Origin of the sequence: Nocardia sp. CA-145437, from assembly GCF_050956485.1 — a bacterium.
Taxonomy (GTDB): Bacteria; Actinomycetota; Actinomycetes; order Mycobacteriales; family Mycobacteriaceae; genus Nocardia.
This window is the reverse complement of the sequence record NZ_CP191204.1, coordinates 191,949-214,847: the sequence shown is the minus strand read 5'-3', so window position 1 is coordinate 214,847 and position 22,899 is coordinate 191,949. Positions and strand designations below refer to the sequence as shown.

Annotated in this window: 23 protein-coding genes and 3 tRNA genes; 10 read left to right on the top strand and 16 right to left on the bottom strand. The window is 67.7% G+C overall.

Going from position 1 to position 22,899, the window contains the following annotated elements:
• The first annotated feature begins 43 nt into the window (after positions 1-43).
• A complete protein-coding gene (locus ACQPYY_RS00970) occupies positions 44-814 on the top strand; it encodes an RDD family protein (RefSeq protein WP_379103377.1) in 771 nt (256 codons plus the stop codon).
• A 96-nt stretch (positions 815-910) separates the two neighbouring features.
• Here the strand turns inward: ACQPYY_RS00970 and ACQPYY_RS00965 are convergent, their stop codons facing one another.
• Positions 911-1,471: a DUF4190 domain-containing protein gene (locus tag ACQPYY_RS00965; protein WP_433592448.1), complete on the bottom strand. Its 561-nt coding sequence runs from the start codon at positions 1,469-1,471 to the stop codon at positions 911-913.
• 63 nt (positions 1,472-1,534) lie between these two features.
• Here ACQPYY_RS00965 and ACQPYY_RS00960 point away from each other — a divergent pair, with 63 nt between their 5' ends.
• The gene (locus ACQPYY_RS00960) at positions 1,535-2,305 is read left to right on the top strand and encodes a queuosine precursor transporter (protein ID WP_433592447.1); all 771 of its coding nucleotides are present in this window, start codon (positions 1,535-1,537) and stop codon (positions 2,303-2,305) included.
• 42 nt (positions 2,306-2,347) lie between these two features.
• Here the strand turns inward: ACQPYY_RS00960 and tgt are convergent, their stop codons facing one another.
• The 5 genes from tgt to ACQPYY_RS00935 form a co-directional block, all read right to left on the bottom strand.
• Positions 2,348-3,598 carry a tRNA guanosine(34) transglycosylase Tgt gene (gene tgt, locus ACQPYY_RS00955; protein WP_433592446.1) on the bottom strand — a complete coding sequence of 417 codons (1,251 nt, stop codon included), beginning with the start codon at positions 3,596-3,598 and terminating at the stop codon, positions 2,348-2,350.
• Positions 3,599-3,701: 103 nt separating this feature from the next.
• Positions 3,702-5,666, bottom strand: a complete 1,965-nt coding sequence (locus tag ACQPYY_RS00950) for an ABC transporter ATP-binding protein (RefSeq protein WP_433592445.1) — start codon at positions 5,664-5,666, stop codon at positions 3,702-3,704.
• Positions 5,663-7,396 carry an ABC transporter ATP-binding protein gene (locus ACQPYY_RS00945; RefSeq protein ID WP_379103364.1) on the bottom strand — a complete coding sequence of 578 codons (1,734 nt, stop codon included), beginning with the start codon at positions 7,394-7,396 and terminating at the stop codon, positions 5,663-5,665. The genes ACQPYY_RS00950 and ACQPYY_RS00945 overlap by 4 nt, the downstream gene beginning before the upstream one ends.
• Positions 7,397-7,423: 27 nt before the next feature.
• A complete protein-coding gene (locus tag ACQPYY_RS00940; RefSeq protein ID WP_379103362.1) occupies positions 7,424-7,963 on the bottom strand; it encodes an RrF2 family transcriptional regulator in 540 nt (179 codons plus the stop codon).
• Between the two features lie 36 nt (positions 7,964-7,999).
• The gene (locus ACQPYY_RS00935) at positions 8,000-8,587 is read right to left on the bottom strand and encodes a TetR/AcrR family transcriptional regulator (protein ID WP_433592444.1); all 588 of its coding nucleotides are present in this window, start codon (positions 8,585-8,587) and stop codon (positions 8,000-8,002) included.
• A gap of 218 nt (positions 8,588-8,805) precedes the next feature.
• Between ACQPYY_RS00935 and ACQPYY_RS00930 the strand changes: the two genes are divergently transcribed.
• Complete coding sequence (locus ACQPYY_RS00930; RefSeq protein ID WP_433592443.1) at positions 8,806-11,133, top strand: MMPL family transporter; 2,328 nt, start codon at positions 8,806-8,808, stop codon at positions 11,131-11,133.
• Positions 11,134-11,204: 71 nt separating this feature from the next.
• Here the strand turns inward: ACQPYY_RS00930 and ACQPYY_RS00925 are convergent, their stop codons facing one another.
• The gene (locus ACQPYY_RS00925; RefSeq protein ID WP_433592442.1) at positions 11,205-12,314 is read right to left on the bottom strand and encodes an FAD-dependent monooxygenase; all 1,110 of its coding nucleotides are present in this window, start codon (positions 12,312-12,314) and stop codon (positions 11,205-11,207) included.
• A gap of 89 nt (positions 12,315-12,403) precedes the next feature.
• Between ACQPYY_RS00925 and ACQPYY_RS00920 the strand changes: the two genes are divergently transcribed.
• Entirely contained in the window at positions 12,404-12,970 is a 567-nt protein-coding gene (locus ACQPYY_RS00920; protein ID WP_433592441.1) for a TetR/AcrR family transcriptional regulator, read from the top strand.
• Positions 12,971-13,026: 56 nt separating this feature from the next.
• Here the strand turns inward: ACQPYY_RS00920 and ACQPYY_RS00915 are convergent, their stop codons facing one another.
• The 5 genes from ACQPYY_RS00915 to ACQPYY_RS00895 all read right to left on the bottom strand — a co-directional run bounded on the left by ACQPYY_RS00915 (position 13,027) and on the right by ACQPYY_RS00895 (position 15,434).
• Positions 13,027-13,512, bottom strand: a complete 486-nt coding sequence (locus ACQPYY_RS00915) for a hypothetical protein (RefSeq protein ID WP_433592440.1) — start codon at positions 13,510-13,512, stop codon at positions 13,027-13,029.
• Positions 13,513-13,688: 176 nt separating this feature from the next.
• The gene (locus tag ACQPYY_RS00910; protein ID WP_379103350.1) at positions 13,689-14,150 is read right to left on the bottom strand and encodes a hypothetical protein; all 462 of its coding nucleotides are present in this window, start codon (positions 14,148-14,150) and stop codon (positions 13,689-13,691) included.
• A gap of 138 nt (positions 14,151-14,288) precedes the next feature.
• Positions 14,289-14,376 (bottom strand) — tRNA-Ser (locus ACQPYY_RS00905).
• Positions 14,377-14,430: 54 nt separating this feature from the next.
• A complete protein-coding gene (locus ACQPYY_RS00900; RefSeq protein ID WP_433594807.1) occupies positions 14,431-14,868 on the bottom strand; it encodes a nucleoside deaminase in 438 nt (145 codons plus the stop codon).
• Positions 14,869-14,894: 26 nt separating this feature from the next.
• Complete coding sequence (locus ACQPYY_RS00895) at positions 14,895-15,434, bottom strand: tRNA adenosine deaminase-associated protein (RefSeq protein ID WP_379103348.1); 540 nt, start codon at positions 15,432-15,434, stop codon at positions 14,895-14,897.
• Positions 15,435-15,492: 58 nt separating this feature from the next.
• Between ACQPYY_RS00895 and ACQPYY_RS00890 the strand changes: the two genes are divergently transcribed.
• The gene (locus tag ACQPYY_RS00890; protein ID WP_433592439.1) at positions 15,493-16,443 is read left to right on the top strand and encodes a prephenate dehydrogenase; all 951 of its coding nucleotides are present in this window, start codon (positions 15,493-15,495) and stop codon (positions 16,441-16,443) included.
• Between the two features lie 6 nt (positions 16,444-16,449).
• Here ACQPYY_RS00890 and ACQPYY_RS00885 read toward each other — a convergent pair whose 3' ends face one another.
• Positions 16,450-17,052 carry a putative glycolipid-binding domain-containing protein gene (locus ACQPYY_RS00885; protein ID WP_379103344.1) on the bottom strand — a complete coding sequence of 201 codons (603 nt, stop codon included), beginning with the start codon at positions 17,050-17,052 and terminating at the stop codon, positions 16,450-16,452.
• Between the two features lie 275 nt (positions 17,053-17,327).
• Here ACQPYY_RS00885 and ACQPYY_RS00880 point away from each other — a divergent pair, with 275 nt between their 5' ends.
• The 4 genes from ACQPYY_RS00880 (at position 17,328) to ACQPYY_RS00865 (ending at position 20,554) form a co-directional block, all read left to right on the top strand.
• Positions 17,328-18,470 (top strand): DNA cytosine methyltransferase, encoded by a 1,143-nt coding sequence (locus tag ACQPYY_RS00880; protein ID WP_433594806.1) that lies wholly within the window; start codon positions 17,328-17,330, stop codon positions 18,468-18,470.
• Positions 18,471-18,508: 38 nt separating this feature from the next.
• The gene (locus ACQPYY_RS00875; RefSeq protein ID WP_433592438.1) at positions 18,509-18,928 is read left to right on the top strand and encodes a very short patch repair endonuclease; all 420 of its coding nucleotides are present in this window, start codon (positions 18,509-18,511) and stop codon (positions 18,926-18,928) included.
• A 124-nt stretch (positions 18,929-19,052) separates the two neighbouring features.
• Positions 19,053-19,814 carry a DUF998 domain-containing protein gene (locus ACQPYY_RS00870; RefSeq protein ID WP_433592437.1) on the top strand — a complete coding sequence of 254 codons (762 nt, stop codon included), beginning with the start codon at positions 19,053-19,055 and terminating at the stop codon, positions 19,812-19,814.
• Positions 19,815-19,840: 26 nt separating this feature from the next.
• A complete protein-coding gene (locus ACQPYY_RS00865; RefSeq protein ID WP_433592436.1) occupies positions 19,841-20,554 on the top strand; it encodes a maleylpyruvate isomerase family mycothiol-dependent enzyme in 714 nt (237 codons plus the stop codon).
• A 55-nt stretch (positions 20,555-20,609) separates the two neighbouring features.
• Here ACQPYY_RS00865 and ACQPYY_RS00860 read toward each other — a convergent pair.
• The 3 genes from ACQPYY_RS00860 to ACQPYY_RS00850 all read right to left on the bottom strand — a co-directional run bounded on the left by ACQPYY_RS00860 (position 20,610) and on the right by ACQPYY_RS00850 (position 21,589).
• Positions 20,610-20,682: transfer RNA gene (locus ACQPYY_RS00860), tRNA-Arg, on the bottom strand.
• Positions 20,683-20,718: 36 nt separating this feature from the next.
• Positions 20,719-20,808, bottom strand: a tRNA-Ser gene (locus ACQPYY_RS00855).
• An 88-nt stretch (positions 20,809-20,896) separates the two neighbouring features.
• Positions 20,897-21,589: a dienelactone hydrolase family protein gene (locus ACQPYY_RS00850; protein ID WP_379103303.1), complete on the bottom strand. Its 693-nt coding sequence runs from the start codon at positions 21,587-21,589 to the stop codon at positions 20,897-20,899.
• A 187-nt stretch (positions 21,590-21,776) separates the two neighbouring features.
• On the opposite strand from ACQPYY_RS00850, the gene hisC reads away from it, so the two are divergent.
• The gene (gene hisC, locus ACQPYY_RS00845; protein WP_433592435.1) at positions 21,777-22,853 is read left to right on the top strand and encodes a histidinol-phosphate transaminase; all 1,077 of its coding nucleotides are present in this window, start codon (positions 21,777-21,779) and stop codon (positions 22,851-22,853) included.
• The last annotated feature ends 46 nt before the right edge of the window (positions 22,854-22,899 follow it).

Genomic DNA, 22,899 nt, shown 5'->3' with positions numbered 1-22,899 from the left:
ACTCGACCAGATCCCGAACGAAATCGACGAGGACGGCGGAACAATGACGAGCGGTGGGTACGACCCCAACCAGTATCCGGGCGGCCAGCCGTACGGGCAGCCGCAGCAGCCTTACGGCCAGCCGCAGCAGCCACAGCAGCCGTACGGTCAGCAGCAGCCCTACGGGCAGTCCGACCCCTACGGCCAGCAGCCGCAGCAGCCTTACGGCCAGCAGCCCTACGGGCAGCAGCCCGACCCGTACGGCCAGCAGCAACAGCAGCCGCCGCAGTACGGCCAGCAGCCGCAGCAGCCGTTCGGTCAGTCCGACGCCTACGGCCAGCAGCAGCCGTACGGCCAGCCTGCCTACCAGCCCTACCCGGACGGCGGCCAGCCCGGTTTCGGCGGCGGTTTCGGCGGCTCGCAGCCCGGTGACCTGTGGACCCGCTTCGCGGCCCGCATCATCGACGGCCTGATCATCGGCATTCCGGCGGGCATCATCCAGGCGGTGCTGCCCAGCAGCATCGCGTGGCTGTGGAGCGTGCTGGTCCCGGTCATCTACTTCGGCTACTTCATCTTCATGGAGACCCAGCAGGGCGGCCAGACGCTGGGCAAGAAGATCCTGAACCTGCGGGTCGTCGGCCCCGGCGGCGCGCCGCTGGACCCGGCCACCTCCGCCAAGCGCAACCTGTTCATGATCGTGCAGCTGGTCCCGTGCCTGGGCACGCTGGTCGGCCTCGGCATGGCGATCTACATCGCCATCACCATCGAGCAGAGCCCGACCAAGCAGGGCTGGCACGACCAGTTCGCCGGCGGCACCCAGGTGCTGAAGGGCTGAGGCTCTTCCCTCCGCTGAACGCAATGGGGCGCATCCTCTCCGGATGCGCCCCATTGTCGTTGGTGCACCACATCATTCGCGCACCGCGCCGGTCGGTCAGCTGGAGCCCGTCGCGCTGGCGATGAGAAAGATCAGGAACCCGCCCAGCCCCAGCACCGTCCCGGCCGCACCGACCCAGATGCCGCCGAGCGCCAGGCCGCGGCCCTGCTGCCCGTTCGTCTTGAGCTGGTTGAACGCGACGATCCCCAGCACCAGTCCGACGATCGAGACCACCGGTAGAAAGGCGCAGAAGAACATGGCCGGGATGCCGATGATCGACACCACCAGCGACGCGATGGCCAGTGAACTGGTCTGCTGCGTCGGCGCCGCGTACCCGTAGGGCTGATAGCCCGGGTAGCCGCCGTAGCCCGGGGGCTGCGGCGTGGGTTGCTGACCCGCGCCCGGATAGCCCGGCGTCGGATTCGCCTGCGGCGGCGGATAGCTCGGATACACCGGCTGCGGCGGCGGGGTCAGCGGCGGCTGCTGATACTGCGGCGCGGAGGTGTAGCCAGGCGGAGGCGGCGTCGATTGCTGCGGCGCCGCGGGCGGAGTCTCGGGCGCGACGCCCTCACCGCCGTACTGCTTCCACCACTCGTCGGAATCGCCAGGATTCGTCATTCGTCCAGCCTAGGGCACCCCAGCTATCCATACCCCGCGGTCGAGGCAGGGGATACTTCGAGCGTGAGTGATATCGAAACGGTCGAAACCGACCGATCTGGACACCCCACGCCGCAACACGCCGCATTCGCGGACGCGGCGGGGGGATATTTCACGCCGGTGGCGGTGGCCTTCACCGCTGTCCTGCTGATTTCCAACGTGTGCGTCGCCAAGGGCGTCCAGTTCTTCTCCGGACAGCACTTCTCCCTGGGCCCGCTGACCATCCTGCCGATCACCATGGACGGCGCGTTCTTCCTTTTCCCGATCGCCTACGTCATCGGCGACATCCTCAGCGAGGTGTACGGCTTCCGGGCCACCCGCCGCACCGTCTACTACGGGTTCGCGGCGCTGCTGCTGATGATCGTCTGCTTCCAGATCGTCATCAAACTGCCCACCGGAGACCTGCAGCAGAACTCGACCTCCTTCGGGGACGTGCTCGGCAATACCCCGCAGTTGGCGCTGGCCGGGATCACCGGCTACTTCGTGGGCCAGTTCCTGAACTCCAGCACGCTGGTGCTGATCAAGGAGCGCACCAAGGAGAAGCATCTGTGGGCGCGACTGCTCGGCTCCACCGTCGCGGGCGAGTTCGGTGACACGCTCGTGTTCTGCTCGATCGCGGCGACCGCCATCGGCATCAATACCTGGGGCGACTTCGTCAACTACGTGATCGTCGGCTTCCTCTGGAAGACCCTCGTCGAGGCGTGCGTGCTGCCGATCAGCTACCGCTGCATCGCCTTCCTGAAGAAGCGCGAACCCTCCTACCGACCGCGCGAGCGCTCGGCCATCTACGAGTGACGCGGACCGACCCTCCGAAGCTCGCGGCCGTGTCGAATTCCCTTATTGCCCAGGGGCTTTGATGCGGCCGCGCCAGCGGCCCAGGAATTCCGCCTGATATTCGTCGAAGTAGCCGCCGTCGATGCTCTCGCGGACACGATCCACCAGACGCACCGTGAATCGCTCGTTGTGGATGGTGCACAACGTCGAGGCGAGCATCTCCTTCGCCTTGAACAGGTGATGGATGTAGGCGCGTGTGTAGTGCGCGCAGGTGTAGCAGTCGCAGGTCTCGTCGATGGGCGTGAAGTCGCGCTTGAACCGGGCGGTATTGATATTGAACCGGCCCTCGTCGGTGTACAGCGCCGCATTGCGCGCCACGCGTGAGGGATTCACGCAGTCGAAGGTGTCCGCGCCGTTCTCCACCGCGGTGAAGATGTCCTCCGGCTCGCTGATGCCGAGCAGGTGCCGGGGCTTGCCCTCGGGCAGTTCGTCGCAGCACCAGCCGACGATGGTGCCCAGATTGTGCTTCTCCAGCGCCCCGCCGATGCCGTAGCCGTCGAATCCCGTTCCGGCCGCGCCCCGCAACTCCTCGAGGTCGCGACAGGCCTTGCGGCGCAGGTCTTCGTACTGCGCGCCCTGGATCACGCCGAACAGCGCCTGATACGGCCGATGCGAGCGCGCCTCGGTGAGCCGCTCGTGCTCGTCGAGGCAGCGTTTGGCCCACAGCCGCGTACGCTCCAGCGATTCCTCCTGGTAGCCACGGGTGTTCATGAGCGTGGTGAGCTCGTCGAAGGCCATCATGACGTCCGCGCCCAGCTGATGCTGGATGCCCATCGACACCTCGGGGGTGAACCGGTGCTTGGAGCCGTCCAGGTGGGAGCGGAAGGTGACGCCGTCATCGTCGACGTGCGCCAGCCGCTCCTTGCCCTTGGCGATCACGTCGTCGTCCTGCACGCCGACCGATTCCATGGCCAGCACCTTCTTGAAGCCGACACCCAGCGACATGACCTGGAAGCCGCCGGAGTCGGTGAACGTCGGGCCGTGCCAGTTCATGAACTCCGCCACGCCCCCGGCCTCGTCCACGATGTCCGGGCCGGGCTGCAGGTAGAGGTGGTAGGCGTTGGCCAGCAGCGCCTGCGAGCCGAGTTCCTTCATGGTCTCCGGCAGTACGGCCTTGACCGTGGCCTTGGTCCCGACGGGAATGAAGGCGGGTGTCGCAATATCGCCATGTGGCGTGCTGATCACACCGGTCCTGCCGTGCCGCCCTTCCAGGCGGGCACCGACCTTGAACGAGAACTCGGAGGCAGCAGACACCGAGCTATCCTCTCACTTCGTCAGCCGAGTGATTTTCTTCGCTCCACGAAAGTGGCCCGGCCCACACACCTTCGTGTGCGGGCCGAGCCGGTGGAGCGTCGGGTCATTTGGTGAGCGCGACCGCGTCCGGCTCCGGATCGTCCACATTGTTGCCCTCGCCGTCGGTGAGGGCGGCGGCGAACTGGGCGTTGTAGAGCCGGTGGTAGAAGCCGCGGGCGGCGAGCAGCTTCTCGTGCGTGCCCTGTTCGACGATCTTGCCCTTCTCCATCACCACGATGGTGTCGGCGTCGCGGATCGTCGAAAGCCGGTGCGCGATCACGAAACTCGTGCGATCCCGGCGCAGCGCCGCCATGGCGTGCTGCACCAGCAGCTCGGTGCGGGTGTCGACCGAGCTGGTGGCCTCGTCCAGGATCAGGATGGACGGCTTGGCCAGGAACGCGCGGGCGATCGTGATGAGCTGCTTCTCACCGGCGCTGACGCCGGAGCCCTCCTCGTCGATGACCGTGTCGTAGCCCATCGGGAGCGCGTGCACGAACCGGTCCACGTAGGCGGCGCGGGCGGCCTCGAGGATGTCCTCCTCGGAGGCGTTCGGATTGCCGTAGGCGATGTTCTCGCGGATGGTGCCGCCGAACAGCCAGGTGTCCTGCAGCACCATGCCCATGCGCGAGCGCAGGTGGTCTCGGGTGATGGCGGTGATGTCGACGCCGTCGATGGTGATGGCGCCGGTATCCACCTCGTAGAACCGCATGAGCAGGTTGACCAGGGTGGTCTTGCCCGCGCCGGTCGGCCCGACGATGGCCACCACGTGCCCGGGCTCGGCGACCAGCGAGAGGTTCTCGATGACCGGGGTCTCCGGCTCGTAGCGGAAGGACACGTCCTCGAAGGCGACCCGCCCGCGCTCCAGCGGCCGCGAGTCCTCCGGATCCGGGTCCGGCGACTGCTCCTCGGCGTCCAGGATCTCGAAGATCCGTTCCGCCGACGCCACACCCGACTGCAGCAGGTTCATCATCGAACCGATCTGGGTGAGCGGCTGGGTGAATCCGCGCGAGTACTGGATGAACGCCTGCACCTCGCCCAGCGACAGCTGACCCGACGCCACCCGCAGACCGCCGACCACGGCGATCAGCACGTAGTTCAGGTTCCCGAGGAACATGATGGCGGGCATGATCAGCCCGGAGATGAACTGCGACTTGAACGAGGAGTCGTAGAGCTTCTCGTTGGTCTCGTCGAACTTCTCCCCCACCTCGCGCACGCGACCGAAGGCGCTGACCACCTCGTGGCCGGTGAAGGCCTCCTCGACCTGAGCGTTCACCTCGCCGGTGAACTTCCACTGGTCCACGAAGTGCGGCTTGGAGCGCTTGGCGATCTGCGCGGTCACGATGACCGCCAGCGGCACGGTGAGCAGCGCGATCAGGGCCAGGATCCAGGAGATCCAGAACATCATGATCAGGATGCCGATCACCGACAGCACGTTGATGATCAGCTGCGACATGGTCTGCTGCAGCGTCTGTGCCACATTGTCGACGTCATTGGTGACGCGCGAGAGCACGTCGCCGCGCGGCATGGAGTCGAAGTAGCGCAGCGGCAGCCGGTGGATCTTCTCCTCGATCTGCGCGCGCATCCGCTTCACGGTGCGGTTGAGCACCACGATCAGCAGCTGCGCCTGCAGCCAGCCGAACAGCGCGGAACCGATGTAGAGCGCCAGCACCCAGGCCAGCACCTGCCCCACGGCGGTGAAATCGATTCCGGTGCCGGGGATCACGTCCATGCTGGCGAGCATGTCGGCGAAGGTGGTGTTGCCGCCCGCGCGCAGGCCGTCGACCAGTTCGTCCTTGCTCTGCCCGGCGGGCAGCTGCTTGCCGACCACGCCGTCGAAGATGAGGTTGGTGGCCTTGCCGAGGATCTGCGGACCCAGGGTGTTGAGCACCACCGAGCCGACCGCCAGCACGAACACCACGATCAGATAGGCCCGATCCGGCGCGAGCATGCGCAGCAGGCGCTTCAGCGACGGGCCGAAGGATTTCGCCTTCGCATCCGGCGCACCGGGATTGGGGGCTCCGGGCCTCATCGCACCTCCTCCGCGCTGAACTGCGATTCCACGATCTCGCGGTATTCGTTGCAGTCGAGCAGCAACTGGTCGTGGGTGCCGATGCCGGCCATCGCGCCGTCCTCCAGCACCACGATCTGATCGGCGTCACGGATGGTCGAGATCCGTTGCGCCACAATGATGACCGACGCGTTGACGGTCTCCGGCTTCAGAGCCTCGCGCACCCGCATGTCGGTGGCGACGTCCAGGGCGGAGAAGCAGTCGTCGAACAGGTAGATGCGCGGCTTGCGCACCAGCGCGCGGGCGATCGCCAGACGCTGTCGCTGCCCGCCGGAGACGGTCGTACCGCCTTGCGCCACAGGCGTTTCCAGGCCCTGCGGCATCTCGCGCACGAAGTCGGCGGCCTGCGCGATCTCCAGCGCGTGCCAGAGTTCCTCATCGGTGGCGTCCGGCTTGCCGTAGCGCAGATTCGAGGCGACGGTGCCGGAGAACAGGTACGCCTTCTGCGGGACCAGGCCGATCTCGGTGCGCAGCGTCTCCAGTTGCAGCTCCCGGACATCGGTGCCGCCCACGTGGACCGCGCCGTCGGTGACGTCGATGAGCCGCGGGATCAGGTTGATCAGGGTGGTCTTGCCCGCGCCGGTCGCGCCGACGATGGCGGTGGTGGTACCCGGCTCCGTCTGGAAGCGGATGGCTTTCAGCACCGGCTTCTCCGCGCCCGGGAACTTGAACTCGGCGAACCGCAGGTCCACCTTGCCCGGGTCGTCCGTGAACGCCTGCGGCAGCCGCGGCTCCGACACCGAGGACTCGGTGTCGAGGACGGCGCTGATCCGCTCGGCCGAGACCGCGGCGCGCGGGGCCATCATGGCCAGGAAGGAGGCCATCATGACCGCCATCAGGATCTGCATGATGTAGGCCAGCATCGCGGTGAGCGTGCCGATCTGCATGTCCCCGTTGTCGATCGAGTGGCCGCCGAACCAGATGACGCCGACCGTGGTGACGTTCGAGATCAGCATGACCATCGGGAACATCAGGGCCATGTACTTACCGACATAGAGCGACTGCTCGGTCAGCTCGCTGTTCGCGACACCGAACCGCCAGGTCTCCTGACGTTCCCGCACGAACGCCCGCACTACGCGGATACCGGTGATCTGCTCGCGCAGCACCCGGTTCACCGCGTCGATGCGGTCCTGCATGCGCCGGAAGCCGGGCACCATACGGGTGATGATGAAGCCCATCGACAGCGCCAGCGCGGGCACCGCGATCAACAGCAGCCACGACAGCTGCATGCTCTCGCGCAACGCCATGAAGATGCCGCCGATGCACATGATCGGGGCCATCACCAGGATGGTCGCGCTCATCAGCACCAGCAGCTGTACCTGGCCGATGTCATTGGTATTGCGGGTGATCAGCGACGGCGCGCCGAACACGCCGACCTCCCGCGCGGAGAAGGTGCCCACCCGGTGCAGCAGGGCCGCGCGCATATCGCGGCCCGCGCCCATGGCGGCCTGGGCGCCCAGATAGACCGAGGCGGCCTGGGCGACGATCTGGATGGCGGTCACCAGCAGCATCCAGCCGCCGGTGGACCAGATGTAGCCGATATCGCCCTTGGTGACACCCCGGTCGATGATGTCGGCGTTCAGAGTGGGCAGATACAGCATGGCGATGACCGAGATCAGCTGGAGCACGACGACCCCCGCCAACTGATTGCGGTAGGGCCGCATGGAGGTGCGTAGAAGTCGGATCAACATGATGCTTGGCAGGCTACCGCCATCTGCCTAGATGTCGGGTTGATCCAGATCACGCCACTCGCCCGCGGTGGGCTGGGCGGGTGTGGTCGCGACCGCGCCACCCGCCGGGCGGGGGCGGCGGGTCCAGGCGTCCGGGTCGTGCAGCAGTTCGTCCAGGAAGGACGGGAGCAGGTCATGGGCGATATCGGCGATGGTGACGCGCTCGAGGACGGAACGGATGTTCACCCGCAGCCCGATCCACACCCGCTGCAGCGGTTCGGCCGCGCCCGTGTAGCTGACGTCCTCCGGCCGCTGTCCGCGCACCGAGGCCAGCGGGCCCTCCACGGCGCGAATCACATTCGCGATGCTGATCTCGGCGGCCGGGCGGGCCAGCCGGTAACCGCCGTCCGGACCGCGGCGGCTGATCACCAGATCGCCCTTGCGCAGATCCGCGACCACCGATTCCAGCACCTTCGGCGGAATGTCCTGGGCGGCGACGATCGCGTCGGCCTTCACCGAATCCGGTTGCCCCTTCGCGATTTCGACGAGGGTGCGCACCGCGTAATCGACCTTCGCGGTGATGTGCACGGAAACTCCTGATATCGGACCGGTGGTGTGAAAACCCTATCGCGCTGGATACAGCACACCGAGTGCGGCATTCAGCAAGGTCGTCTCGACGTGGTCGACATCCATGTCCGGGACGATCTCCTGGGTCATCATCGCGGTGCTGAGCACCTGCATGGTCGCGGCGGCGCGCAACAGGGTGTCGGCGTCCGGATCGGGTCCCGCCATCCACCGGCACATGCGGTGATGCAACTCGATCATGTCGGGGTAGCGATTGCCGAGCGCGTTGACGATGGCGACCGTGTCGCGCATGCACAGCGCGCCCACCTGACGGTTGGCCAGGGTGGAGTGCAGGCGCTCGCGAATCACCGCTCGGACGTTGTCGGGAGTTGCGGGCAGGTTGTCGAGGCTCGCGACCTGATCCCGCACTTCGTCGAACATCGGCTCGATGATCGCTACCAGAAGATCGACCTTCGAGGCATAGTGATAGTAGAGCGAGGCTTTTGTGATTCCCACCGCATCGGCGACCTCGCGCAAACTGCTGTGGTCGAACCCTTTGCTGGCGAATAACTGCAGAGCGGCGTCACGGATCGCGCCTTTAGTGCTTCTACCTGCGACAACGGTCCCGGAACCGTTCTGGCCACCCATGCTTTCATCCTCTCACCCGTGCTCTGAATGCGATCAACGCCACCTAGAGTCGAGGTTGTTCCTCCGCTTAACTCCTCGGTAGTCTACCTACCGCACGGTAGGCAGATTTCGTTTCGTGAAGGCGGGGAGCCGACAGCTCCCGGCGGCAGTGTTGTCTACGCGCTCGCACACCAGCACCCCTGTTCAGCCCGCACAAACCATCGCCCAGGAGACCCCTCGTGTCCGTATACCTCTATCGGTGGGGGAAGTTCGCCTTCCGCCGTAAATGGATCGTCATCGCGGCGTGGATCGCCGCGTTGTTCGTGATCGGTGGCGTCGGCGGTTCGCTGGCCAAACCGTTCCAGGACTCCTTCACCATGCCGGACCTGCCGTCCGAGCGGGCCACCAAGATCCTCGACGAGCACTTCCCGGGCGCCTCCGCCGGCTTCGACCAGAATGCCGTCAACGGCACCTATGTGATCGCCGCGCCGAACGGTCAGAAGCTGACCGACCCCGGCAACGCGGCCGCGCTGCAGGCCTTCGTCACCAAGCTCGGCGCACTCGACATCATCGACAAGTCCGCGCCGCTGATGAACCCGGTCGAGATCACCAAGAAGATCGGTGAGCGCGCTGGAATCGACTGCCTCGCCGCCGACCGCTCCAACCCGGCCTTCGCCGCGAACTGCTCGAGCGCACCGCTGAACGTGCTGAACAAGGAGCACCCGGACTCGGTCGCGACCATGCAGGTCAAGTACACGATCCCGAAGTACTCCGACCTCACCGCGGCAGACCGTGACGCCGCCTACAACGTCGGTGACGACGCGCGCGCGGCCGGCCTGCAGGTCGAACTCATCGGTTCCATCACCCAGGATCCGGGCGGCTCCAGCGGCGCCTCGGAGATGATCGGCATCGCGGTGGCGCTGGTGGTCATGGTGATCGCGTTCGGCGCGATCGTGGCGGCCTTCGTGCCGATCCTCACCGCGCTGGTCGGTGTCGGCACCGCCATCTCCGTCATCATGTTCGGCACCCACTGGCTGACCGTGCCGACCTTCACCCCGATCCTGGCCTCCATGATCGGCCTGGCGCTGTCCATCGACTACGCCATGTTCATCGTCTCCCGGTACAAACACGAACTGGCCGTGTCGAATTCGCCGGAGGAGGCCGCGGGCACCGCGGTCGGCACCGCGGGCTCGGCCGTCATCTTCGCCGGTCTGACCGTCATCATCGCGCTGGCCGGTCTCACCTTCGTGAAGGTCAGCTTCCTCACCTCGATGGGTATCTTCGGCGCCGTCTCCGCCGCCATGGCGGTGCTGGTGGCCGTCACCCTGATGCCCGCGCTCATGGGCGCGTTCGGCCGCTTCCTGTTCAAGCCGAAGCTGCCGCTGGTCGCCCAGCACGATCCCGAGGACGACTCGTCGGTCACCAACGGCCAGCGTTTCGCCCGTCTCATCGGCAAGGCGCCCGCGCTGACCCTCGGCATCTCCGTGGTGCTGCTCGGTCTGCTCGCCGCCCCCGCGGTGAATCTGCAGCTGGGTCTGCCCGGCGGCGACTCGATGCCGCACGACAGCACCATCCGCAAGGCGTACGACCTGCAGACCGAGGGCTTCGGCGAAGGCTCGAACGGCACGCTGATGGTGGTGGTCGACCTCAGCAAGACCCCGGAGAACCAGCGGACCGAGGCGCTGAACGCGTTGCGCGACAAGCTGGCCCACTACCCGGGCATGGACTACCTGACGGTGGCCCAGCACAGCCAGGACGGTCAGGCCGCGATGTTCACCGGCGTCCCGCACGCCGGGCCGAACAACAAGGAGACCAAGGACCTGGTCAAGGACGCCCGCAACGCGGAGTCCGAGCTGAAGTCCCAGTACGGCATGGAATACGGCATCACCGGCACCACCGCGATCTTCGCGGATGTGTCGCAGGCACTGCTCGTCAAGATCATCCCGTATCTGGCGATCGTGGCCGGCGCGGCATTCATCCTGCTGCTCTTGGTGTTCCGCTCGATCCTGGTCCCGCTGACCGCCGCGCTCGGCTTCCTGCTCTCCATGGCGGCCACCTTCGGCGCGACCGTGCTCATCTTCCAGGACGGCAAGTTCGGCCTGGTCGAACCGCACCCGCTGGTCAGCTTCCTGCCGATCATGTTGATCGGCTTGGTATTCGGTCTCGCCATGGACTACCAGGTGTTCCTTGTGACCCGCATGCGTGAGGAATACGTGCACGGCAAGTCCGCCAAGGAAGCCATGATCAGCGGCTACCACCACGGCGCCCGCGTCGTGACCTCCGCGGCCATCATCATGATCTCGGTCTTCAGCGCATTCATGCTGCAGGACAATGTGGTGGCCAAGTCCATGGGCTTCGCCATGGCGGCGGGCGTCTTCTTCGACGCCTTCATCGTCCGCATGGTGCTCATCCCGTCGCTGCTCGCCCTGCTGGGCGACTCGGCGTGGTGGATCCCCAAGTGGCTGGACCGCATCCTCCCCGACATCGACGTGGAGGGCGCCAAGCTCACCGAGCTGAAGCAGTCCACCGTCCCCGCCGAGACGAAGGAACACGCCACGATCGGCTGATCGACGCGTTGCACGCTCGGCCCCCACCCGGATTCCGGGTGGGGGCCGAGTTCGTTTGCACGCCTTGTTCGTCAGCGCAGGAAGCGGACGGCAGCGTTGCGGAGCGCGATGCCGGCGGCGGTGCCGGGAACCATGAGGGCGGCGGCCGCGCGGAAGCCGCGCTGCTTGGGTTCGACGAGCTTGCGGTGGCGGCGCTCGTAGGCCACCAGAGCCTGCCGGGGGTCATCGGGTGTGCGGATGAGTTCCTCGGCCAGGGTGTGCGCACCCGCGATGGCGAGGGTGGAGCCGTCGCCGAACAGGGAGAGCGAGGATCCGGCGTCGCCGAGCAGGGCGACGCGGCCGATCGACCAGTGCGGCAGGCTGATTCGGCTCACCGAGTCGAAGTAGATGTCGTCGGCGGCCTGGAGTCGATCGAGGAGCTCGGTGAAGATGCCGGTGCGGCCGGTGAAGGCGGCGGCGACCAGGCGTTTGTGTTGCGCGAGGTCACGGTGGTCGAAGCCGGGAACAGCGGGCCGCCGGAACATGAAGGCGGCCACGGCTTTCCCCTTGGACGGGTGGACGGTGATCGCGCGGCCCGGCCGGTTGAACATGACCACCGCACGGTCGTCGTCGAAGACCCGGTCGACGGGCAGGGTGGTGGCGTACATGCCCAGGTGGCGAAGGAATCGGGCCTCGTCGCCGAAGACCAGCCGCCGGACGTTCGAATGCAGGCCGTCGGCTCCGATCACATAGTCGTAGCGGCCGGTGCCGCCGCTCTCGAAGCGGACATCCACCCCGCCCGCATCCCGCGTGATCGCCGAAATCGACTCTCCCCAGCGGACTTCGGCCTTGTCGCGAGCCGACTCGAGCAGGATGCCCGCCAGATCCGCCCGAGCGACCTCCACCTCCCGATCCCCCGCCCCACCTTGAAAAGCGCTGAGCCGCAACCCCGACCGCTTCCTGCCGGTCTCGTCCACGAAGCTCATCCGATCCACGGCCGACGCCACCGCCCGCAGCGCGGGCATCACCCCCATGGCTTCGACCACCTCGACCGCGGGCCCCTTCACGTCGATCGGGTTCCCGCTCGACCGCTGTCCGCGCGCCCGCTCGACCACGGTCACATCGAACCCGTTGCGCCCCAGCCAATACGCGAGCGTCGCCCCCGCGATCCCCGCCCCGGAGATCAGCACAGCCTTGCTCATCGTCATCACCTCCATCCGAAGTGGACGATTTTCGTCCACTTTTCAGACGGTACAGTAACCGGAAGAATTTCGTCCACTTATTGCCGGAGGTGAGGACAACGGCCGAGCTCAGGTCCGACGCCCGTAACAACCGCGACCAGATCCTGGCCGCCGCCCAGCTCGTCTTCCGGGAGCAGGGCGCCAACGTCTCCATGAAGGACATCGCCGACGCCGCCGGCGTAGGCGTCGGCACCCTCTACCGCCGATTCCCCGACCGCGGCGCCCTCATCACCGCCGCCGCCCACTCCTACCTCTCGGCCCTCTCCGACCTGGCCGCCACCGCCGAACGCGAGGCCCCCACCCCCTTCGAAGCCCTCACCCGCCTCCTCCGAGCCTGCGCCGAACTCCGCCTCGGCGCCCTCGCCGCCGCCATCGAACCCACCCTCCACGCCGACATCAAGGCCGACCCCACCCTCACCGAAGTCCGCGCCACCATCACCGACCGCATCGACAGCCTGACCACCCGAGCCCACGCCGACGGCACCCTCCGCCCCGACGTCACCCCCGCCGACATCGGCCGCCTGATGACCCTCCAGATCTACGCCACCCCCGACGAGCCCTACCCCACCGCCGTCAACCGAGTCCTCGACCTCCTCCTCGACGGCCTCCGCCCCTGAAAAGAAAAGCCCCGCACCGTTTCCCAGCGCGGGACTCACATCTCTCGCCGTTCGGTTCAGAATCCGAGCAGTTTCAGCAAGCCGCCGATGACTGGAATGGAACCGGCACTGCCCGTATCGGTTCCGGTGCTCGGAGCCGTATCCACGTTCACCGTGTTCGGGTTGGACACGAAAGTGGTGGTGTCACTCTGCTCGATCACGTGGATCTCGTTGCCACCGGTCTGAGTCGGGGTCCACGACGCCGTGAACACGGCGTTCCCGCCACTCTGGCTCAACGTCATCGAAACGTTCTGCGGGTCCAGCCACTTGTTCTGGGTCTTCGAGAAGACCGAGAACCACGCGGTGGTCGCGCCACTACAGGCCGGCGCGGTCAAGGTATACGTCTGCCCCGCATACAACGTCGAACTCGACACCTGCGGCCACACCCCCTGCGGGCACTGCACGGCATCAGCCGATGCCGCCGGCACCCCCGCGATCCCCGCCGCCACCGCGGCGAAGGCGGCAATCCCGATGCCCGCCCGCCGAATCCGAGTGTTCTCCATACTGACCCCTTCGTTCATTCGACGCCCTAACGATCGACGTCCATGCGCGAAGTTACAACACCCCACCGACAAATTGAAGCGCAGTCATTCAAAACAACTTCATGCCGAATGTCCTTGCCCCTTAACTTAATTGGCGCATTTCCGGTAGGCGCCGACAGATAGGACTACCTATTCATTCAGCGGGCGTCGATCCAGCGGGTGACGGAGGGTAGGGCGGCGAGGATGACCACTCCCAGATAGAGGGCCATGAGGCCGAGCGACCAGGCCAGTACGAAGGGGCTCGCAGGCACATGCTTCTGCCACTCGAGCACCTGTTCGGCGAAGAGCGGAACGAAGCCGAGAATGACCAGGACTCGGCCTACCGCCGTACGACGCAGCAGCAAGATGCCGCCGGGGATCAGCAGCAAGGCAGCGATCGGGCCGCACACCATCGACGGCAGCACACCCATGAGCTTCCGCATCTCATCCGAATAGCTCCACCACAGGTGGTACTGCGCAGCACTTCCCAACGCGGTGAGCAACCCGAACCCGAGGGCCGCAACCCCCGCGAGAACCCCGGCGGCGCTGTCCACCCGAGGCGGCACCTGCTGCGCGGGATACCAGTAGGCCTGACCAGGCTGATTGTGCGGGTAGGACATCGAAGCCTCCAGGCTGCTCGTTCGCACGGAAAGTTCTGCGTTGCAAGCAATCCTGCGAGCCAAGCCTTAAGCAAACCTTTTGGTTCGGATAAATAGAAGAAGCCCCTCGCCTGCGTGAACAGGTGAGGGGCTCCTCAGCGGTGGCGGAGGGATTTGAACCCTCGGAGGGGGGTTACCCCTCACACGCTTTCGAGGCGTGCTCCTTAGGCCGCTCGGACACGCCACCGGTGGTGACTTTACAGGAGGACCATGCGGAAACCGAAATCGGCTGGAGAGGAGGCTAGGGGCGGTGGGATTGGAAGAAAGAGTCCAGGAGAGCGGCGCATTCGGGTTCGAGGACGCCGGCGCGGACTTGGGGGCGGTGATTGAGACGTCGGTCACGGACCACGTCCCACAGGGAGCCGACGGCGCCGGTCTTGGGTTCCCAGGCGCCGAAGACGACGCGGGAGACCCGGGACAGGACCAGGGCGCCGGCGCACATGGTGCAGGGCTCGAGGGTGACGGCGAGGGTGGCGCCCTCGAGTCGCCAGCCGTCGCCGTGGACCCGGGCGGCGGCGCGCAGGGCGAGGACTTCGGCGTGGGCGGTGGGATCGCCCAGGGCTTCCCGGGCGTTGGCGGCGCGCGCGAGTTCGCGGCCGTCGGCGTCGAAGACGACCGCGCCGACGGGGACGTCGCGCGGGTCGGCCGCGGCCGCGGCGGCGATGGCGGCTCGCATCATCGCCTCATCGGCGGCGAGCGAGCCGGTCAACGCGGGAGCTTGTCCAGGACCGCCGAGAACTCGTTGGCGAAGCCGAGTCGCTGGGCGATCATGCCGAGCTGCTCGTCGGGGTACAGGTCGGTCTCGGCGAGGATGACCGCCAGCACCGGCTCGGGCAGGCCGAGGTCGGAGAGGACGCCGAGGTCGCCCTCTTCCCACGGTTCGACGTCGTCGATCTCGTCGGGGTCGATGTCGGGGACCTCGACATTGAGTTCCTCGAGTACGTCGACCGCGATGTCGTAGTCGATGGCAGCGGTGGCGTCCGAGATCAGGATGCGGCTACCCGTCGGGCCGGGGCGCAGGATGATGAAGAACTCGTCGTCGACGTCGATCAGGCCGAACACCGCGCCGGAACTGCGCAGCGCGCGCAACTCGTCTTCGGCCGCGGACAAACTGGTCAGGGACGCGTCGCTCAGCGACGTCACCTTCCAGTTGGCTTCCTCACGGACAACGGCCACCGCGAACCCTTCCACGTCGTCGAAGTCGTCCGACGCCGCCCTGTTCGTGCTCGAGCGTTGTGCTGCCATGCGCGCAACGGTAGTCCGCTTCGGGGGAAATGTTGAAGTCGTATGCGAATCTGATCGCATGACGGGCACTTCGAAACCAGCTGTCTGCGTCCTGGGTACCGGTTTGATCGGCGGTTCGGTCCTGCGGGCCGCCGCCGCCGGCGGCTACGAGGCCTTCGGCTACAACCGGTCCGAGGTCGGCGCCAAGGCCGCGCGGATGGACGGCTACGACGTGATCAGCGACGTGGAGGCGGTGCTGTCGCGCGCCGCCGAACGCGACGCGCTGATCGTGGTCGGCGTGCCCATGCCCGCCATCGACGCGGTGCTCTCCGATGTGAAGACCTTCGCACCCGACTGCGTGCTCACCGACGTGGTGAGCGTGAAGGCCCCGGTCGCGGCCGCCGTGCAACGCCACGAACTGGGCGCCCGCTACGTGGGCGGTCACCCGATGGCCGGGACCAGCGAATCCGGTTGGGCCGCATCCACTCCCGACCTGTTCAAGAACGCCGCCTGGGCGGTCAGTGTGGACCCGGGCGTGCACGCCGACAACTTCCGGCGCGTCGCCCAGCTCGCCCTGGACTGCGGCGCGGTGGTGGTCCCGGTGCTGGCGGTGGAGCACGACCGCGCGGTCGCCCGCATCTCGCACCTACCCCACGTGCTCGCCGAGGCCCTCGCCATCGAAGGCGCCAACGGCGGCCCGCTGGCGCTCGGCCTCGCGGCGGGTTCCTTCCGCGACGGCACTCGCGTCGCCGCCACCTCCCCCGAACTGGTCCGCGCCATCTGCGAACCCAATGCCGCCGCCCTGCTGGACGTCCTCGACGACACCCTCGAGGTGCTCACCCAGGCCCGCGACAGCCTGCGCGGCGACGGCACCATCACCGAACTGACCGAGGCCGGTCACGACGCCCGCACCGACTACGAGGACAACGAGCGCTGGCCGATCACCGACATCAGTCTGGGCGAGCGCAACTGGCTCACCAAGCTCATCGACGCCGGGCGCGCCGGCGGCGTTCTCACGTCCCTCGACTGACCGGGATCAGATCCGTTCGGCCAGGCCCGGATAGTCGAGGAGAAATCCGTCCTGGTCGACGGTGACGGTCGCCGAGGACACCGGGGACAGCACGTGGATGCCGTCCGGCCCGCTGCTGTACGTGAGGCTGGCTTCCTGCACCAGCAGGTCCGGTAGCCGCACGTAGACGACCGGAACCTGCACGTCCTCGCTCGCCCGGGCCAGCCCGTAGCGGCGGATCGGGAGCGTGTTGAAGAACGGGCTCAGCACCACGTCCACGTCCAGCGCCCCGCCGAAGGTGGAGCGCACATGGGTGTTTCCGGCGTCGATCAGCCAGTAGTCCTCCTCGTCGCGCGCGATCGAGGCGTGGCGTTCGCCGGTGGCCAGCGTGCTGCGCAGCGACAGCCGCTTGGTGACCCCGGATTCATCGGTGACCAGGTCGTAGGAGGCGCTGAACGCGGGATGGTCCGCGCAGTCGCCGGCGATGATCCGGCCCGCGGCGCGAATCCGGTTGCCGCTCACCACCACCCGCACCGATTCCATGCGTGAGGCGTTGTGTGCGCGCCAGGTGAGAATGGCCGGCCACCGCGGCGCCACCGGCTTGGCGTCCTCACTCCCGTTATCCGTCACGCCTATAACCGTAGTTGCAGGCCCCGGTTCGTCCGAGATCCCCGGCCGGTATCACTCCCATGACCGGACATCGTGATCAACATGCAATGGTGCGGAGCGGTTCTCGGCGTTTCCGCACGCCGGCGCCCGCTGACCGATCGCCCGAATGATAGCGACCGGCTCTGGATGTCCGGCTCCGCCGGGCGTTGCGCTCGGTGTCGATGAGGGGACTCGAGTAACGTGCTCTGCGGCACGGGGACTCCGGGGTGAAAGGGACTGTTGTGACGGGCGCGCGGATGGTCGGCCTGTTCGCCGGCATCGGTGGGCTGGAACTCGGGCTCGCGGCCCACGGGTGGCGCAGTGAACTGCTCTGCGAGATCGATTCGGGCGCGCAGGCCGTGCTGGCGGCGCATTTCCCCGGCGTGCCACTACATTCGGACGTGACCAAGCTGCGCGCGCTGCCGTCCGGGATCGAGCTGGTGGCGGCCGGATTCCCATGCCAGGACCTGTCCCAGGCCGGGCGCACGGCCGGAATCACCGGCTCCCGTTCGGGTTTGGTGGACGAGGTGTTCCGGCTGGTCAAGCGCAAGCGGGGGCCGCGCTGGCTACTGATCGAGAACGTGCCGTTCATGCTGCAACTCGGCGGCGGCGCGGCCATGCGCCACATCACCGACGCCCTCACCGAACTCGGCTACACCTGGGCCTACCGGGTGGTGGACGCGCGCGCGTTCGGGCTGCCGCAGCGGCGGGAGCGGGTGCTGATGCTGGCTTCCCGCACCGAGGATCCGCGGCCCATCCTGTTCGGGACCGACGCGGGCCCGCGGGAGGTCGGCGATCCGGCGCACGATCCGTGCGGCTTCTACTGGACCGAGGGCAACCGGGGACTGGGCTGGGCGGTGAACGCGGTGCCCACCCTGAAGGGCGGTTCGGGCCTGGGCATCGCCAGCCCGCCCGCTGTCCGGCTGCCGTCGGGGGAACTGGTGACGCCGGGCATCACCGACGGGGAACGGTTGCAGGGCTTCGACCGCGACTGGACGACTCCGGCGCTGGAGGTCCCGGGCGTGCGTCCCGGGCATCGCTGGAAGCTGGTCGGCAACGCGGTGAGCGTGCGCATGGCCGAGTGGATCGCCGGGCGCGTCACCGACCCCGCCGACGACCCGGTCCCCGACGGCGAACCGCTGACCCGCCGCAGCTGGCCGACAGCGGCCTGGGGGCATCGCGGGGAGGTGCGGCGGGTTCCGGTGTCCACCTGGCCGGTTCACGCGCCGTACGAGGACCTGCGCTGGTTCCTCGACGATCCCCGGCTGCTCTCGGCCCGGGCGACCGCCGGATTCCTGCGCCGCACCCAGATGGGTTCGCTGCGCTTCCCCGAGGGCTTCCTCGACGACGTCGAGAACCATCTCGAGCGCATGGGAGGCGCTCCCGTCAAGGCCGCGTGAACCTTGCCGGCCTGGTCCGGCGCGGCAAGGATGGCCGCATGACGGATGCGCGGCCGGTCACCGACGCGGCGACCAGCGCCCGGATGGCCAAGCAGCGCCGCGTGGGGACGAAGCCGGAGCTGGCCCTGCGGCGGGAATTGCATCGGCGCGGCGAGCGCTACTTCGTGGACCGGGCGCCGCTGCCGGGACTACGGCGGCGGGCGGACATCGTGTTCCCGCGGCGGAAGGTGGCGGTCTATGTGGACGGGTGCTTCTGGCACAGCTGTCCGACGCATGCGACTCGCCCGAAGAACAACGCCGAATGGTGGTCCGAGAAGCTGGCGGGGAATGTGGCGCGCGACCGCGACACCGATGCCCGCCTGGCGGCGGCGGGCTGGACCGTGGTGCGGGTGTGGGAGCACGAGGCCGCCGAATCGGCTACCGACCTGGTGATGACCGCGTTGTCGCGCGGCGTGTGACGTCTGTGTTAACCAATGGGCGACAATGGACGTAGCAACCGGACCAGCCGACCAGTCCGGGCGAATCGAAAACTGCCGGGCAGGGCAGTACGAGTGAGCGAGGCCAGCGAAAGCGAGCGCGGTGATGCCAACCGAGCAGAAACTAGCCGAGGCGGCTCCGAGCACGACCGTGCTCCAGCCGCGATGGCGACGGGTACTGCGATGGTTCATCGCGATCTTGATCGCGGTCGCCGGACTCGGCTACTCCTCCTGGGTCCTGGAATTCATCCTGCCCATCCAGAGCAACCCGACCAACACCTTCCTCAGCCAGCTGGCCGAGAAGGGCGCACCGTTCCGCTGGGTCTTCACCACCGGTGACACCGTCTCCGGCTCGCTGCTGGTGGTGGCGGGGCTGGGCGGCGTGCTGCTGTTCTCGCGGCGGCTCTACTCCACCATCGGCTGGGTGGCGCTGGCCTGCTTCGGCGCGGCGACCATCGCGGACGCGCAGTGGCCGATCGTGCCCGACGAGCCGGGCGCGCCCAAACGCTATGTGGATACCGGACTGTTCCCGCAGCTGCACCAGATTCACGCGCTGACCAGCACCCTGGCCGTCTTCTCGATCTACATCGCGATGATCGCGTTCACGGTGGCCGCGTTCAAGTACCGGCGCTGGCCGATCCTGCGGCACACCGGCTTGTGGATTCTGATCGTCGGCTCGGTGGTGACGGCGTGGATGCTGATCGCCGACAACCTGCCCGGCAACTACGGCCTGGGCATCGCGCAGCGCATCCAGGTCGGGGCCATGTCCCTGTGGCTGGTGGCGCTGGCCGTGCAAATCGTTGTGGCCGAACGCGATTCCGGGACGCCGTCCCGGCACCGGCGCACCGTGCGCTCGTCCGGCCGCTGACCGCCCGCAGCGGTTAGGGTCGGACCGTGACCAGCGACGCGCACCTCGCCGACACCGCCGCCCAGCTCGACACCGTCGCCGCCGCGACCGAGCGCCTGCTCCCCGCGGTCGCCGCGCTGAGCGACGCCGACCTCGTCGACCCCTCCCTCCTGCCCGGCTGGACCCGCGGCCACGTGCTCGCGCACCTCTCCCGCAATGCCGACAGCCTGGTCAACCTGCTGCTGTGGGCCCGCACCGGCATCGAAACCCCGCAGTACGCAAGCCAATACCTCCGCGAATCCGACATCGAGGCCGGTGCGCCGCGCGCGCTGCGCGACCAACTCGAGGACCTCACCGCCTCCGCCGAACGCTGGCTCGCCCTGGCCCGCGTCATGCCCGCCGACCGCTGGACCGCCACCGTCCGCAACCGCATGGGCGGCGAGATCCCCGCGACCCGCGTCATCTGGATGCGCCTGCTGGAGGTGGAGATCCACCACGTCGACCTGAACATCGGCTACACCCCCGCCGACTGGCCCGAGGACTTCACCACCCGCCTGCTCGCCGAGTCCCTGAGGGAGGTGAAGCCCACCGACGGAGCGGGCTTCACGGTCATCGCCACCGACACCGGCTACACCGGCGCAGTGGGCACTCAGGGCCCCGAGATCAGCGGCCCCGCCGCATCCCTGGCCGCTTGGCTCATCGGCCGCGCCCCCGGCGCCGACCTCACCGGCGACCTCCCCGCCCTCGCCGCCTGGAAGTAGCCGCATCCGCCAAAAGCCAAAGGCCCCACACCGTTTGGTGTGGGGCCTTTGTTTGTGCGCCCGAAGGGATTCGAACCCCTAACCTTCTGATCCGTAGTCAGATGCTCTATCCGTTGAGCTACGGGCGCATGTCTATTCAAATGTCCACCCGGCGTACCGGGCAGTGGCGGAGGCGAGAGGATTTGAACCTCCGGTCCCCGTGAAGGGACAACTCATTAGCAGTGAGTCCCATTCGGCCGCTCTGGCACGCCTCCTGGTGCCCCTCTTCGAGGGCGCCGGTTCCTTTCGAACCGCCGGGACAGAAGATTACACAGCGGGTGACCAATAGGCCAAATCGGCTGGTCAGCGTAGGTGCGAGTCGAACCATTCGTAGATTCTGGTCTGTGCGTCGAGCACGGAGACGTCGTCGAGGGCGGTGGGGTCGAAGCCGGGTTGGTCGGGGCGGTGGTGGAGACCGGGGTAGGTGACCACCAGGGTGGCGACGTCGGCGCGGGCGGCGGCCTCGCGCAGGCGGTCCACCTGATCGGGCGGCGTGCGCGGGTCGTCCTCGCCGAACAGGCCTAGCCAAGGGGCCTGGAAGGCGGGCGCGGCGGCGAGCAGGGCGACGGCCTGCTCGGTGAGGGGCGTTTCGATGCCGGGGGCGGCGACGCTGACGGCCGCGCCGACGCGGCGGTTGGTGGCGACCAGGGCGGCGGCGGTGCCGGCGGAGTCGAAGCCGAGGACGCCGATGCAGTCGCGGAAGACGCCGTGTCCGGTGAGCCACTCGAAGCAGGCGTCGAAGTCGGCGAAGAGGTCGTCGCCGAAGACGCGGTCGACGAGGCTGCCGTTGGCGGGGCGGTGGAACAGGTCGGGGGCGATGACGGTCCAGCCGTCGGCGGCGAGCGCTCGCATGAGTTCCAGCAATGGCTCGGTGAATTCACGTGATTCGTGCAACACCACGATGCCGCCGCGCGTGTGTCCCTCGGGTTCGAGCACGGTCAGCGCTATCGCGGTGGTGTCGTGCACAGGGGCCAGTTCTCGATAGATGCCCGACATAGGGCCACTGTAGTTGTGCTAGGTAAAAACGGGATAAATCTTTCCGCCGGTCAGGAGGGCCGGAGACACTCCAGCCGAGCGCGATTCGAGCCCGGCTCGGGGTGGGCGAGCGAACCCCGGCCGGCATTCGCGCAAACCGGACGACACCCCCGGGCGACCCCGCCGGCACTGCACATAGGGTGGAGGGGTGAGCGCGCACATTCGCCCGGACCTCGATGCCATCCCCGCGTACGTCGCCGGCAAGACCCACCCCGGCGCGGTGAAGCTGGCCAGCAACGAGACCACCTTCCCGCCGCTGCCGTCGGTGACCAAGGCCATTGCCGAGGCGGTCGAGCTGTCCAACCGGTACCCGGACAACCACGCCATCGAATTGCGCGGCGCCATCGCGGATTTCCTGGGCGTGGAGCTGGAGAACGTGGCGGCCGGGTGCGGCAGCGTCGCGCTGTGCCAGGAGCTGGTGCAGATCACCTGCCGCAACCCCGACGACGAGGTGCTGTTCGCGTGGCGCTCGTTCGAGGCGTACCCGATCGTCACCCAGGTGGCGGGCGCGAAGGCGGTGCAGGTGCCGCTGGACGATGAATTCACCCACGACCTGGACGCTTTGGCGGCGGCGATCACCCCGAAAACCCGCGTGGTGTTCGTGTGCAACCCGAACAATCCGACCGGCACCGCGCGCGGCCGGGCCGAGCTCGTGGAGTTCCTCGACACGGTGCCCTCCGACGTCCTGGTGGTGCTGGACGAGGCGTATTTCGAGTACGTGCGGATGCCCGCCGTGGACTTCCCGGACGGCGTCGAACTGGGCCGCACGCGCCCGAATGTGCTGGTGCTGCGCACGTTTTCGAAGGCGTACGGCCTCGCGGGGCTGCGCGTCGGCTACGCGGTCGGCGCGCCCGAGGTGATCACCGCGCTGATGAAGGTGCACATCCCGTTCAGCGTGAGCCGGGTGGCGCAGGCGGCGGCCATCGCGTCGTTGGAGGCGCGGCCGGAGCTGATCGAGCGCACCGATGCGGTTGTGGCCGAACGGGATCGCATGCGCGCCGCGCTGCTGGCGGCGGGCTACCGGGTGCCGGTGAGTCACGCCAACTTCGTCTGGCTGCCGCTGGGCGACCGCAGCGCCGAATACGGGGCGGCCAGCACCGAGGCGGGGGTCATCATCCGGCCCTACGGCGCGGACGGCGTGCGCGTCACGGCGGGCGATCCGCACGAGAACGACGCGTTCCTGGAGTTCGCCACCGATCCGGCGACGATCGCGCGCTTCATCTAGAACACGTTCCTGTTAGGGTCGGCACGCGCCTCGAATCCACACCGGC